Origin of the sequence: Oscillatoria sp. FACHB-1407 (assembly GCF_014697545.1) — a bacterium.
Taxonomy (GTDB): Bacteria; Cyanobacteriota; Cyanobacteriia; order Elainellales; family Elainellaceae; genus FACHB-1407.
In genome coordinates this window covers 398,660-412,478 of sequence record NZ_JACJSA010000004.1, presented here as the reverse complement: position 1 = coordinate 412,478, position 13,819 = coordinate 398,660, and the positions used below count along the sequence as shown (strand labels likewise).

8 protein-coding genes are annotated in these 13,819 nt (G+C 41.5%); 3 read left to right on the top strand and 5 right to left on the bottom strand.

What is annotated here, in order from left to right; translation table 11 throughout:
- Window positions 1–112 precede the first annotated feature (112 nt).
- Window positions 113–1,690, top strand: coding sequence for an ATP-binding protein (locus H6G89_RS09840; protein ID WP_190505469.1), 1,578 nt, complete (start codon window positions 113–115; stop codon window positions 1,688–1,690).
- Between the two features lie 11 nt (window positions 1,691–1,701).
- Window positions 1,702–3,702, top strand: a complete 2,001-nt coding sequence (locus tag H6G89_RS09835) for a TnsD family Tn7-like transposition protein (protein ID WP_190505467.1) — start codon at window positions 1,702–1,704, stop codon at window positions 3,700–3,702.
- A gap of 680 nt (window positions 3,703–4,382) precedes the next feature.
- Here the strand turns inward: H6G89_RS09835 and H6G89_RS09830 are convergent.
- The 4 genes from H6G89_RS09830 to H6G89_RS09815 all read right to left on the bottom strand — a co-directional run bounded on the left by H6G89_RS09830 (window position 4,383) and on the right by H6G89_RS09815 (window position 10,893).
- Window positions 4,383–6,542, bottom strand: coding sequence for a toll/interleukin-1 receptor domain-containing protein (locus H6G89_RS09830; RefSeq protein ID WP_190505465.1), 2,160 nt, complete (start codon window positions 6,540–6,542; stop codon window positions 4,383–4,385).
- A 2-nt stretch (window positions 6,543–6,544) separates the two neighbouring features.
- Window positions 6,545–7,018, bottom strand: a complete 474-nt coding sequence (locus H6G89_RS09825) for a hypothetical protein (RefSeq protein ID WP_190505463.1) — start codon at window positions 7,016–7,018, stop codon at window positions 6,545–6,547.
- A 462-nt stretch (window positions 7,019–7,480) separates the two neighbouring features.
- Window positions 7,481–9,247 carry a TIR domain-containing protein gene (locus tag H6G89_RS09820; protein WP_190505461.1) on the bottom strand — a complete coding sequence of 589 codons (1,767 nt, stop codon included), beginning with the start codon at window positions 9,245–9,247 and terminating at the stop codon, window positions 7,481–7,483.
- A gap of 545 nt (window positions 9,248–9,792) precedes the next feature.
- Complete coding sequence (locus H6G89_RS09815) at window positions 9,793–10,893, bottom strand: nucleoside 2-deoxyribosyltransferase domain-containing protein (RefSeq protein WP_190505459.1); 1,101 nt, start codon at window positions 10,891–10,893, stop codon at window positions 9,793–9,795.
- A gap of 647 nt (window positions 10,894–11,540) precedes the next feature.
- On the opposite strand from H6G89_RS09815, the gene H6G89_RS09810 reads away from it, so the two are divergent.
- Window positions 11,541–12,965, top strand: a complete 1,425-nt coding sequence (locus H6G89_RS09810; protein ID WP_190505456.1) for an SUMF1/EgtB/PvdO family nonheme iron enzyme — start codon at window positions 11,541–11,543, stop codon at window positions 12,963–12,965.
- 330 nt (window positions 12,966–13,295) lie between these two features.
- On the opposite strand, the gene H6G89_RS09805 is transcribed toward H6G89_RS09810, so the two are convergent.
- Complete coding sequence (locus H6G89_RS09805; RefSeq protein WP_190505447.1) at window positions 13,296–13,787, bottom strand: tyrosine-type recombinase/integrase; 492 nt, start codon at window positions 13,785–13,787, stop codon at window positions 13,296–13,298.
- Window positions 13,788–13,819 lie beyond the last annotated feature (32 nt).

Sequence of the window (13,819 nt, the reverse complement as noted above, 5' to 3'; positions counted from 1 at the left end):
CAGGGGTCAGTTGGTATGAGGCAAAGTCGGCGATCGTACGGGATGCCATTCGAGCTTATTTGGCTGCTCCTCGTTTCGTTCTTCCAACTGCGTAAGTCCTGAGACAAAAGAGATGAAGAAAAAATCAGTCGTCCAGGAATCAATGAGTAAGGAACCTTCCGCTCTTCTAATGGGGGATGTTGTTGATGCTGTGTACAATGAGCAAACTGTTTCTATTTATCGAGACAATCCACTGATTGAACCTCTTCCTCCTACCTTGTCAGAGGAAGAACAAGGAATGGCTTTGATTTGCTCACCTGATTATGACGAGGAGGAACGAAATCTACCACCTCACGACCGTATTCATTTAACGCTCTCGTTATTTGACATTTTTAAGCCTTGGCATATCCATACAGATATTTTCTCTAAATTTGAGCGACTCATTCGTGGAGGATTGAGACATCGTAATCCTCTCTCTCCAAAACACTTTCGAGATGTAAATTCTAAGGTGGAAGCCTTACGTCGCGGTGAACCCTTTAAAGAAAAATCTCGGCGCTCTAAACTTGCGGGATTCACATTTCTAGGTACACCTGGTATGGGGAAAACAAGCACTATTGAGGAAATTCTACTTTGGTTTCCGCAAGTAATCTGCCACACTCATTACAAGGGTAAAGATTTCATCTTTAAACAAATTGTATGGCTCAAACTTGATTGCCCTTACGATGGTTCAATTAAGGGTCTTGTTCTCAGTTTCTTTAAAGCGATTGATAGTCTATTGGGAACAGACTACTATTCCCGTTACTGCAAAGATAAACGAGCAGCTAGGGACATGGTTCCAGATATGGCTCGTATAGCTGCTATACATTGCATTGGCGTATTAGTAGTCGATGAAATTCAATTCTTAAGTAAGTTAAAAAGTGGCGGTCATGAAGAAATGCTAGATTTCTTTGTTGAACTGAGAAATAGAATGCAAATTCCAGTAGTACTTGTCGGCACTCCTAGAGCAAAATCAATTTTGAGTAGGAAGATGCATCAGACGCGTCGTGGTGCTGGCTTAGGAGACGCTGTTTGGGAGCCGATGGATTTGGATGAGTGCTGGGATTTGTTTGTAGAGTCCATTTGGAAATATCAGTACACTACACAGGTCTCTCCCTTAACTCGGAAGCTAAAAAATGCGCTTCACGAAGAGAGCTTTGGCATTATAGATTTCGCTGTCAAGATCTACATGCTTGCTCAGATTCGAGCGATCGTCTCCGGGGTTGAGAAAATTACAGTTGGAATGATCCGATCGGCAGCAAAAGACGATTTGAATCTACCAGGTCCAATGCTCAAGGCTCTTAGAGCCAAAGATTGGGACGCTCTTGAGGACTATGAGGATATTTTCATAGATAAAGAATCATTCATCAAGAAAATTCACAGGAAATTGATGGATCAAAATATCAACGTTGCATCGCCAGAAACTCAAGCTGAGCAGGAGCAGAGCGATTCGGAAGAGGATACGACACAGCCCGAACAGAATTCCGCTGATGAAATGCAAGAAGGAAAAGGAGGCTCTACTTCCTTGCAAGTAGCAGAGTCTGAAACTCAATCATTCGATGTGGATTTTACAGGAAAAAGCCTTTTGGAAATCGCATCATTCAAAGCTGAAGATGGCTCAACCCCTTATCACAAATCTCTTGTAGAAGCAGGTTATGTGCGATCGCCTGTTTAGGTTTCTAGAATTTGCAAGCACAATCAAAAGTTTCTCTAGATCATAATCAAATGACAAAACATACTCTTGGGTTTTGTTTAAACCGCTATCCTGACGAACTGCTTTATAGCCTGTTTGGACGTTATCAAGAAGTATTACGTTATCCAGCTGAGCATGACCTACCAAAAAGCCTATTTGGTACCCTCGTTAAGGCGGTCGTTGATTTTCCCAGTCATCTTGAAGATTTTGTCAGCACTCTGCCCTCTGGACATCCGTACAATGTCAATCAACTCATTGACGAAGGAACTCTACTACCTCTATACATTCCTTTCGCTAGATCTGAACAGATTGCTCTTACGCGCAATGATATGACGTACGGTAACGGCATGAAAATTTATGCTCGATTAGGGATATCAAAAAGTCAGCAACAGGAGAAACTCAAATTTTGTTCATTCTGTGTGGAAAATGATAGAAGAGAATTTGATGAGACTTACTGGCACCGTTCACATCAATGTGTAGGGATGGAGGTATGTTCTATCCATAAAATTTTTTTGGATAGAAGCCATATTAATCCCAGAACTGAGAACAGACGATCCTATTATTTTGTAGCTGAAAATGAAATACAAGCTGTACCAGCACGTCCTATAGATTTATCAAACTCCAAGCATATTACCTTACTCAACCTAGCACAGGATATTTCTTGGTTATTAAGTCAGCAAAATTTGGCTCCTGGATTAGATTCCTTAGCCCAAACTTATCGTAGGTTACTTGCTGAGAAGGGATTTTCAATATCTAGTAGGGGTAAAGTAGTTAGTATAGATAAATTGGTAAAATGCTTCAAAGAGTTTTATGGAAGGGAGATACTTCAGCAACTTGGTTGTGAGATAGAAGAGAAAATTATTGAGAGATGGCTTAATCAGATATTACAAATCGGAACTAGGCAAACAGCACTCAATCCACTATGCCACCTGCTCTTGATAAGATTTCTAGGGTATTCGGTCAAAGATTTCTTTGACTTACCTCTTGAAATTAAACCTTTTGGTGACGGGCCTTGGCCTTGCTTGAATCATGCTTGTAAATTCTTCAATTCACCCGTGATTGAGGAGTATCAGTTGATTAGACACAAGAATGGTAGTTCCAGACGTCAGCCAACAGGATTATTTAAGTGTAAGTGCGGTTTTTCTTATTATCGGTTTGGTCCTGACAAAGTACCAGAAGATAGATTTCGATATTCTAGAGTTGTAGAATATGGAGAGCAATGGGAACAAAAATTCACCCAATTTTGGAGTGACCCAAATATAACGCTGTTCGAGATCAAGAGAGTATTCCGCATGGCGGGAACGACGCTTGAGAAGTACGCTTTTCGATTAGGTCTTGATTTATCTAGGCAGGGTACAAAGGAAGTAAGGTCTGTTGATTACTCAGAGAAAGATCTAGTTAAAGAAAGCATAGATGATCTACGGAAGAAATATAGGGAAGAGCTTTTAGGGGTTAAATTAGAAAATTCAGATAAAACCAGAAGCTATTTTAGAGAGAAACACCTAAAAGCCTATCTTTTTCTATATGGATATGACAGAGATTGGCTGGATGCTAATTTTCCAGCTAATAAGAATAAAGTAATACCCCCTAAGAAACTAACTGTAAGAGAATGGGAAGAAATCGACTGTGAACTAGCGCTGCTAGTTCGCGATGCAGGACAACGTTTACTAAATGATACGTCGCGTCCTAAACGTATCACAATAGAAGGAATTTCTAGAAAAATAGGACGGCGTGGACAAATCAGAGATAATCTATCGAAATTGCCCTTAACAAAGCAAAGCCTTGATGAATTCACAGAAACCATTGCAGAAGCCGCTATTCGTCGAATTCACTGGACAATGAAACAATTTCAAGAAGCGGGAATCCTTCCATCCAGAAGATTATTTGTTATGAAAGTTAGCTTTCATAGTTCTGAAAACTCTGTTTCACACTTAAAGGAGGTACAAGAAGCTATTGATAGTGCTCTAGCTCAACTTCACTCTATTCTCGGATAGAATTAGCTTGCGTTTCTCGAAGAGTATTCATCACGATTACCAGGAGAAATGCGTAAAGTATTTATAAGAAGTTGTGCAAATTACATGTTCTGCAGGTTTCAATTGCCAGAGTATGATGGCATTTCATGTTTTCACACTAAATCTATCGATTGATTGCTGCTAGCTGCTACATAGATTGAACTATTATAAGCAAGCTTTAGAGATTTTGGTGAACAGGTAGAACTCCGTAAAAGTCAATCTAAGAAAGGTTTTGGATTTTACTTGAGAGCGCCTCGTTCGCGTAACTTGCACTAAGTAATTGTACTTGTGTGACAGTAAAGAACTTTATTTATATCAACTTTAGAAGGCTTTGGATGAATACCGCCTCTAGCAAAGAACTTTAGTTTTGAGAGATGCTGAAAACGGCAACGTAAAATCAAGGGTTTCAGCCATTGCCAGTAAAGAACATTATTTCCATTGATCAGATTGCTGTGTAGTAATAAAACAGATCGCCAATTTATAAAACGAATCGCCAATTTATAAAACGGATCGCTACTCCTGTAGTTTAGTCGTGCTACAGTCCTTAGAATCTGGGTAGAACAATATGTCTACTCAGGCTCCAAAGACTTTCATGTTTCCCCCAGAAACTTTTAGTATCAAGGCTGCCAGGAGTTCTCTGCATCACTAAGAATTTAAGTGACTCAACGCGACATCTCTTGCTCAATCGCACCTATTACTTCATTAAAATTAGAGCTAATATGTTCATCAATAGGTCGTATCAGAAAGTCACGTAGTTTGTCGAGAATTTTATCCAGCATAGAAATAATATCTTGATATAAACGTGCATCTTGTATATCGGCTTCATTGGTAATCCTTCCAGTCTTATATTTCTCATCTAATTTGTTTTTCCAAAAATCTACATAATCAGCTATCTTCTTGTCATCATAAATATTCGCATTGGATAAAACTAAGGGGAAAACTCTCTTCTCAAAATTTCCATTGCTCTCAATTTCGAGTAATTCCTTCATGCAATATTTGGACTTGAAATACCCATCACTGACAATTGTTATCACGCTCTTTCCTCTACCAATTCTTTGCATGAAATCTTTTAGGGAATCTTTATATCGTATTTCCTTTTCATCAAAAATAGCAGTAATACCTCTACTTTTGAGGGCTTCACATACCCTATCTTTTATTTCTTTACCATCTTTACGCGAATAGCTAATATATACCTCTCTTTCTTCTTTTAGGATATATCGACCCTCCAACTGATCTGTCCTAAAATTTCTCTCTTGAGCTGCATTTATGAAAAGTAAATGGAAGTCAGTATTGCTAAACTCAATGGTCTCAACCTCTTGAATGATTTGATGAATTTTACTATCATGTTCTCCTTTTGAGAGAAAAACAATATAGTAAAGATGGCTTACGTTATCAATTTTTTCAAGTATTTGCTTTAAGCTATCATTTTCGAAACTTACATATTCAACTGTATTGGCTAACAAAAAAACTTTATCTTTAATTCTTGGGCTGGCAACCAAAAATTCTACAGGTTCTTTCCCAAGGTCAGTGTGTTTGATTACGTGCATGTCATACTCATAGCAGTATTCTTCTATAAATCTTCTAAGTAGAGTTATGATAGAGCGCTGACCTTGAAAGCGACATTCAAGATTGTCGGATTTTTTTGATATTTTCCATAAAAACTTAAATCCTTCAAATTCTCTATCTTCAGTAAATAGTCTTAGCTTGAGGATCAAGAACTTGAGAAGCTTATGTACTTCCGTTGTATTAGAATAACTAGCAATAGATAAGGGATTTTGTCTGATACACTTTCTTACAACTCTAGGAAAATGAATCTTTTCAGGATCATTTTCGAAATCATATTGTGTGTAAATGCCTGGATTATTATCAACATTCTCTACATATTTTTCAATGAGTTTTGCTCGAAGATGAGGGCGATTGTTGATTTCATTAATAATTGCTTCATCCGATGCATTAGCAATTTTCTCGTCCGTTAAAAATTGAACTTCTTCCTCATCATTAATCCCTAAAATATCGTCTCTTGATTCAGATTCCTTCTCAAGTTCTAATTTATTTTCATTTCTGCTAGATAAAATAGCACTTCGAGTATCCTTAAAAAATTTAAGAAATTGCTCAGAGCTAATAGAAGGTGTTTCGCGTAAAAAAGCTTTTGGAACTAAAAGGACTGGCTGCCTAATTCTATAACAAGGATTTATAGGTAAATAGAATGCTTGATCAATCCACTCATAATTTTGGAAGTCGAAGTCACAGTTTTTTATGACACACCATGTAAGACTTTCGTCGCTAATACCAAGTATCCTATTGCAAACATACCTTGTATATTGAATTAACTCTCTTTTTATAAGATTGGCTGTTATATCACTAATAGAATCTTTTCCAATACCTCTAGTTGAAATTTCAATTTGCTCGAAATGTTTTGGAGGATGGGATAGCTTAATTAGAGCTTTAGCAACCCTTTCGCCGCCTACTCCCCTTCCTCGTTTCTCTCGAGGAAAAACTATATTCTCATTTCTGGAGAAACCTAAACAGACCTCTTCTACTTCTGGAAATACAAGTATGTCATTTATGAGTTTTTTATATTTTGATGAATCTCTATTAGACTCAGAGGCAAGTGTGAATGCGAATTCAAAAAAAGATGAGATTTTATTTTTGCATTTAGAAAAAAGAGGGTGATTAGTTTTTAGTATCTGAAACGGATCAATGCATAGAGGAGTGTCTCTGTCAAGTGGTGGATCAAACCATTGCCATTCTTCTTCTACTTCCGGTGAATCACCGTAAAATTCAGAGAAGAAAACTGGCTTTACTTTCTGATTTTCTATCATGCTTATTCTGACAAATCTAAATTTTCATCAAGATATTTTTTGGCTTCTTCAGCTTTCTCTGAAGCTTTTTTGTAAGCTGAAAAACATTTTGCATATTTCTCAATAATGTCAAGGCTCTTTCGAATTCTGCTAAATTCTTCTTCGGTTAAAGTTTTTGCTTCAAATAGTAAATCTATATCTTTATAAGCTTTTTTTGATTCTTCACGAAGCTGATCAGACTCCTTCTTTGACTCCCAAAACACTGTAAGAGACTTTACGTGTTGTTCGATTTCTCTTTTGTTGCTTGGCATGAATGCATCTTTTCCAACTTCAACAAATCGCCTGGTGTCGAAACCATTAGGCATCTTCACACCTGATTTGGGGTCATTAGCCAGGTTCTCTAGTTTTTTAGCTGCCAGATACCTAGCCCTCTTTTTATTAGAACTCTCAATTGGAAACGGATGTTCTGGATATTGAGGTGCAACTAAGTAAGCCATTGGCTATCGTACTCTTTATCAAGATAGTAAAGGTGTACTCACGCGAAAGCCTTTCAGATATTTATTTAGCAAGGATTTTAACCAATGATTTCGGGATTGGCATCGGTATTGTCAAGATTTCTTACAAAATCCAACTAACTTTCCGGATATCTCAGAAGGCTCTAAATCTCAAGAACACCCAACGCTCTCAACACTTGTAAGAATCTCTTGAGGATGTTTATAGACTGGGGTAGTTGCTCAAAGATGTTGACATCGTTGAGGACTGCAAAGACTAAGATCTACGTTATGGAGTAGATGTTCACATCAAAAAACATCCAACTGATTAGAAGGATGTTGAAGCTTATACAAATTTATTAGCTGCAGTGATGGCTTTAGCCATACGGTGAAGACTTCGACTACTTTGGCGATCGCTGGCTTCTTCTCTTCCGGGTTCCCTTCCTAAATCACTTTGTTAGCAAGTGATTAATTCCCTAAAGTATGTATCAGTCCTTTACTTAGAAGAGATAAAATCGCTCTGCTATTTGTCGTGGTCATTAGCTGTTCATTTTCTTCGGCGGTAAGACCGTTTTTGAGGGGTTTCAGTCTATTTTCCCTGGCGGTTCTCAAGCAAGAGTTGAGGCGATCGTATAGCTGCGCAGGATGGGAACCACCAGGATACGGTTTATATTGCTCTGCGGGATTCAGTTTGTATTTCTCTGCTAAAAGGGCGGATTGTTTGCTCTTGTAATTTTTATGGTGCAGCATACCTTGCTGATCATCCTGGGTCTTTAAAGCTTCAGCCAGGATGTTGGCAGCGCCACCAAATCCGCCGAGAATGTAGGTCGGGATTTGATGTTCAGCCGCTAGAAGATACTCTTCAAACAAGCCAGGCATGATACCCATAAAGTCTTGAGATTTACCACCCACTAGAATTCGAGCGGCTAGAGGTGGGGCTGTTTCTCCATCAAAGCGTGGAGCGCCACCACGGGTCATCCAGTCACGCATGTAGCTGAGACAGCGCATTGCTTGATAGGCACCTTTAGAGGTATTTGGATCGATCGTGTCATTGAAAGGTTCTTTGGGTTCTACGTCTTTTGGGCGAACTCTGACAAAACAGCAGGTATTGATGAGTTTGGCTTCTTCGACGGTTGTTAAGGATTGATAATAAGGCCAGGCTAAGAAGCTATAAAGGCGTTGTTCCCAGCCTTTGGCATTCATGTGTTCCCCACGGGCAAGTAGGAAGAGTGTTTCAGTAAACCCACTGGGACGAAGGTCTCCACCGTAGGCTAAATTGCCACCCAAACGGAGAACTAAACGAGCGATATTAATGGTCAGTTCATGCAAATGTTCCATCCCGTATCCGAACTTTATGAGATCTGCACTATCGGATATTGATACTGCAATGAGCTTTTGTTGAAGGGGAGCCTGATTTGCAGTGAACGAGACGGTTTGATCATCGAGTTCCAGCACGTCATCGAAAGTCACGATCTGAAGTTCGCTCATCAATGGCACAAACTCTCTCAGCATTTGCTCTTCACTGAGGGAAATACCAGGCGGAGGAACAACTACCCTACTTAAAGTAGATTCTATTTCTTGCTTTAAACTGCGTTTTTGGGTTGCTTGCCAGAGTTCTAAAATGGTTTGCAGATCAGGAATACAGTTCAAATAGTGCTGCCCATCCCTTTTAGGGCAATATTTGAGCAAGTTTCTGACTCGTTTTTCGTTATAACCATATAACAGAATTTCACGGAGTAACTGATCAATCAGAAGCTCAACTTGCTCAGGGTTCCATCTAATAATTGGAGCATGACCAAAGTCTGGAAGAAAAGAGTTGGTTCCATTAACAAGAGCATCCACAACAACGAGTGGTTTCACTGTCCATCCATAAGGACTTTCCTCAATATCATTGCCGCGATCGCCTTTAAACTGTTTAGTCAAAACAGGCTTTGCTGTTCTCGCCAGACGAATTTCTCGACGGCACCACGGTCTGCCTGCGTAGCTATCGGTGAGAACTGCAATCATTGCAGCAGTGTTCAGTTGAGCATTGTTTCTCAGCCCTGAATCCCAGGCGTAACCGATCGCCAGATCGCTTTCATCAAAAAAGGCTTCCAGTTGACCGTGCTGATAAATTTGTTCGCGAATTGTTTCAGCAATATCTGTTCCGTCACTCTTGGCATGACTGATAAATACTTTAATTGGAGATGATGGAGCATCAATATTAATTGCTCCTGTTTCATCTTGTTGCCACAATAAGCGACAACACACCTGAGTTAAAAGACTCAAAAGGCGTTTTCGACGGACTTGCAAACGGTGTTTTTCGTCCCAATCTTGGGGATCATTCACCCGGTCAATTCGCAGGAAGTTGAGTTGAGTAATCTCGCTAGGAAGCTGATAGGCAGCAGGATGCAATGCGACCGGGGAAATCAATGTCCTGGCTTTAAAGCTCTCATTGGTCTCGGAATTCACATTGGTTTGAGAACTCGCAGCAGTTTTAAAGCTTCGCTGAGCAAGCTCGCTTAGAACCTTCCTCCAAGGGGCATCGACCACCATGTGTTCATCCACCAGTGGCACGACAACATTAATTTCAGCGTTGTCGAGTTCTATTTCTCGCCGTTTGTCAGGTGGAACTGCTGAAGGGTAGCTGCGGTACTCTACTGGGATGCCGTATCCGCATTGAGAAAGATCACTGGGATTTCCACGAAACCACGTATAAATATCTTTTGCAAATTCCTTCCCCACTAAACAGTCTGAGTGCCAGAGGACATAGATTCGCACCGGATCAACGTGAGATGACATCATTTGTCAAAGCCTACTAACGCAATTTGACCCAACGTTACAAAATCGACGAAACCTCCTTCCATGATTTGTTCTCTAGTGAATACATGCAAATAGGTTTGTTCCGTCTCAGAGAAATTACCATAAGTTTGCCTAGCTTGGGCGGCGATCGCATCCATTTCCGCAGGTTCTAATTCGATCGCCATCAATAATGCTTCATTGGCAACCAGCGTTGCGACTATTTGGCGTTGAGTTACCATCCGAAAGCGATCTTGAGAAAACCGCATTCCGGTTTCTTCTTCTAACTCCTCCATTGCTAACTCAGAGAGTTCAATCCCCGGTTTGAAGGAAGATCCCCCTGGCAATTCAAAGACAAATCCTTGAGCATTCAGGGCAGAAGTTCTGTATTCCTTAATGAGAACAAAGCGATCGCGATTTCTCGTTTTACCAAGGCAGTACACGCACACTGTTACAATGCTGGGTCTAATAATGACAGCTTCATTTGATTTGATCCGTTCCTCACCCTTCACTTTCATTGCGACATGAATCGCTAACAGGAGGGGAAATGACTTATCCGCACCAACCCGAAAAACCCATTCGATGTTAGGGACATCTTCAAGGCTATGACCTGCTGAAGTTTGTGAGGAATACCATTGTTGGAAATGTCTGGTTTGCCAAATTTCTAAGGGAATTAAGCACTCAGCGTGCGATCGCTCTGCACCCGCATCTAGCTGATTGTAAGCAGCGTTAAGCGTTTCTTCTAAAGTGCAATAAACCGCGATGTTGCGCTGGCTGGCTAACCTTTCAAGGTAGCGAGTTCGATAAGCCCCTTGCGGAATGCCAAGAATAACCTTACCGCTATGAATTTGTAGCCCCAATTCAACACGAGTGGTATAGGCAGGTAAAGTATCTGGCGTAGCGGGTATCCAAAAAAGAATGACATCCGATCGCCGCATTGCTGCCAATTCCCAGTCCATTTGCTGGTCATAGTCGCTACTCCGCTGAGCGTCTTGAGATTCAGGAATAAAAACAACGCCGTCATATCCCAACTGTTTTAATATCTTTAAAGCGTTGGGTCGCCAAGAGGAAACGTTGGAATCACGAGGGGTTGGACCAGCCAAGTATAGGGACTTGAAGAATGTTTCTGGATATGGCTGGTCTGCGTATACGCATTTCATAGAAACTCAAACAGCGGTAAAACTCTGTCAAAATATAAGGTTATCCCAAATCTCCAGTCATCGTTCAGGATGGTTATTATAGGCAGGTCTAGAGATATCAAAAGGTGATTACGCTGATTACCCTGTTGAACAATCAGGGGGTGTAATCTGAATGCGCGTAATTTAGTGCCACGAACGCTTGAAACGCTTGATTCCACGTAACCCTTTAGGAAGGATTTGCTATGAAATATTAAATTCTAGAAGTTCCATTGGGTAAAGGTTTCAGAAGTTGGTGGCACTTAAAAACATTTATCCTGATTACACCCCAATGAGAACTGCTGCCAGTCATGTTCTTGTCAGTGGGGATAAAGGATTTTTGTCTGACGCAAATGGCTTTTGAGCAAAACAACGGCTAGAACAAGTGTTTCAATATGGCTTTGGAGATTGCGCCTTGCTGTGAGGCAGGTAGCAGAGAATACCGAGGGATACGTTGGAAGTTTTATAGTAACTAGAGTTTAATGTCCAGTGAAAGACAAATCCAACTGGGTTTTGTCTGGAGTCCGCTAGGTGAACGGTGTTTTTAGTTTTAGTTACCCTCTGGATTTAAGACGATGCCCCCAACATCCCCCAAGGAATCAATTTTCATCTCCTACCGCAGAAGTGATAGTGACGAAGCGGTTAACCTCATGTATAGGGCTCTGATCGCTCACTTTGGACAGGGGCAGGTGTTTTTAGACCGGGAATCAATTCCTGGTGGCGCTAATTTTGCAGAGCAGATTAAACCAGCAGTAGAAAACAGTAAAGTCATGCTGGTGGTGATTGGTTCTGACTGGCTGAATGCGAAGGATGGATGGAAAAGGCGCTTGGATAATCCTGATGATTGGGTACGACAAGAAATTGAACTAGCCCTGAAGAATAAGCGTTATGTGATTCCAGTCTTGTTGAATGAAGCTACTATACCTAGGAAAGAAGAACTACCTCAATCGATTCAAGGATTGCTAGGGGCAAATGCCTGTCGTTTAATCACAAGGGAGAATACAACGTTATTCAAAGCAGGGATGGAAGGGATCATTGAAGCAATTGAAGGGAACGTTCCTGCACTGAAGCCACCCCCACCCATTGCACTTGAGCAGTTTAAGTTCAAGGTTGTCACTCTTAGTATTTCTGAGACGACCGAAGAGATCAAGACAGGTTGGCTGGGGCGAAAAACGGAGAGAGTTACTCGTAAGGTTGTGAATCCGGAGAGGATAGAAGGAGAAGCTAGGCAATACATTGAAGATGTGGGGAAGGGTATTTTTTTTGAAATGGTTTATATCCCTGTTGGAGCCTTCAGAATGGGATCTCCTTCTTTGGAAGAGGGTTCAAAAGACGGAGAATACCCTCAGCATAAAGTTACAGTTCAACCGTTCTTCATGGGTAAATATCCTGTCACTCAGCAGTTGTGGAAAACAGTAGCTAGATTGCCAAAGGTTGCGCTGGAACTGAATCCTGCTCCATCCGTGTTCAAGGGTGATACACGTCCTGTAGAAAATATATCCTGGCATGAAGCAGTGGAGTTTTGTAAGCGATTGTTTATAAAGACGGGACTTCAGTATCGCTTACCTACAGAAGCAGAGTGGGAATATGCGTGTCGTGCCGGAACGACTACCCCATTTCATTTTGGAGAAACGATTACGACTGATCTGGCAAATTACAATGGTAACTACACTTATAAAAATGCTCCCAAGGGGGTGTATCGAAAAGAAACAACTCCTGTAGATCTGTTTGGGATTGCGAATGCGTTTGGGCTATGTGATATGCATGGAAATGTAAATGAGTGGTGTCAAGACCATTGGCATAGCAATTATCAAGGTGCCCCAACGGATGGAATTGCCTGGTTAATTGAGAATGAGAATGCTGATCGTGTCGTTCACGGCGGCTCCTGGGACGACCTTCCGGGGCTTTGCCGTTCTGCCTGTCGCACCTGGTGTTCGCCCGACTTCCGCAGCTGTTTTATTGGTTTTCGGGTTGTGTGTAGTGCTCCGAGGACTCTATAGCCCTTTACCCTTTTGCCCTCTTGCCCTTTTTTCACCGCAGAGACGCAGAGGACGCCTTTGCGCCCCTCTCTGCGTTCTCTGCGTCTCTGTGGTGCCCCTGTCTACATCACAAAGACGCAAAAGGCACAGAGGAGTTTTACAATGCAATACTCAACCCATTATCAGATATGGTTGACTAAACTGGAGCAGCTACCCACTCAGATTGCAAACCCGGACAGAAACCATTAAGCTCATCTAGCTTCTCAACAACTGAATACTTGCCATGCACATCTGAATGGACTTGGTCGTTGCAATTCTAACAATTGCCATTCCTAAACCAAACACTAAATGCTATAACTGCTGGAGGCTCTGATGTCCACTCACCCGCTTCAACTCATGCAACCCCCACCCTTGTTCATGCAGATGGGTCAGCCTGGAGCGACCAAAGCTGTACAGGCTCACTCCTGAATAGCCCAATACCGCTGCTGCATCCTTCACCTTGTACTCCACCGATCGTGCAGTGAGATGACCCGTCTTACCACCAGAGGGAAATAGATACCCCGATTGCACCTCAATCCTATTCAAGACCTGCTGCAATGGCTCAGAAATCACCACCTTACGGGTTTCGCCTGTTTTGGTATTGATGCCGGGGAATACAACATAGCCATTCGTGATGTGTTCTACCCGTAGACTCAACACCTCACTGATGCGACCTGCCGTGAAATAGCAGAGTTGGGCGATCGCCCGATAGGGATCATCCAACTCCCCAAACAGCCATTGCATTTCTGCCAGTTCCAATACGGATGCTTGCTCAGAACGGTTCACTTTCCCGCCTCGTGCCATGTTTCTTTTTAACCCTTTTTTACCAACCGCTT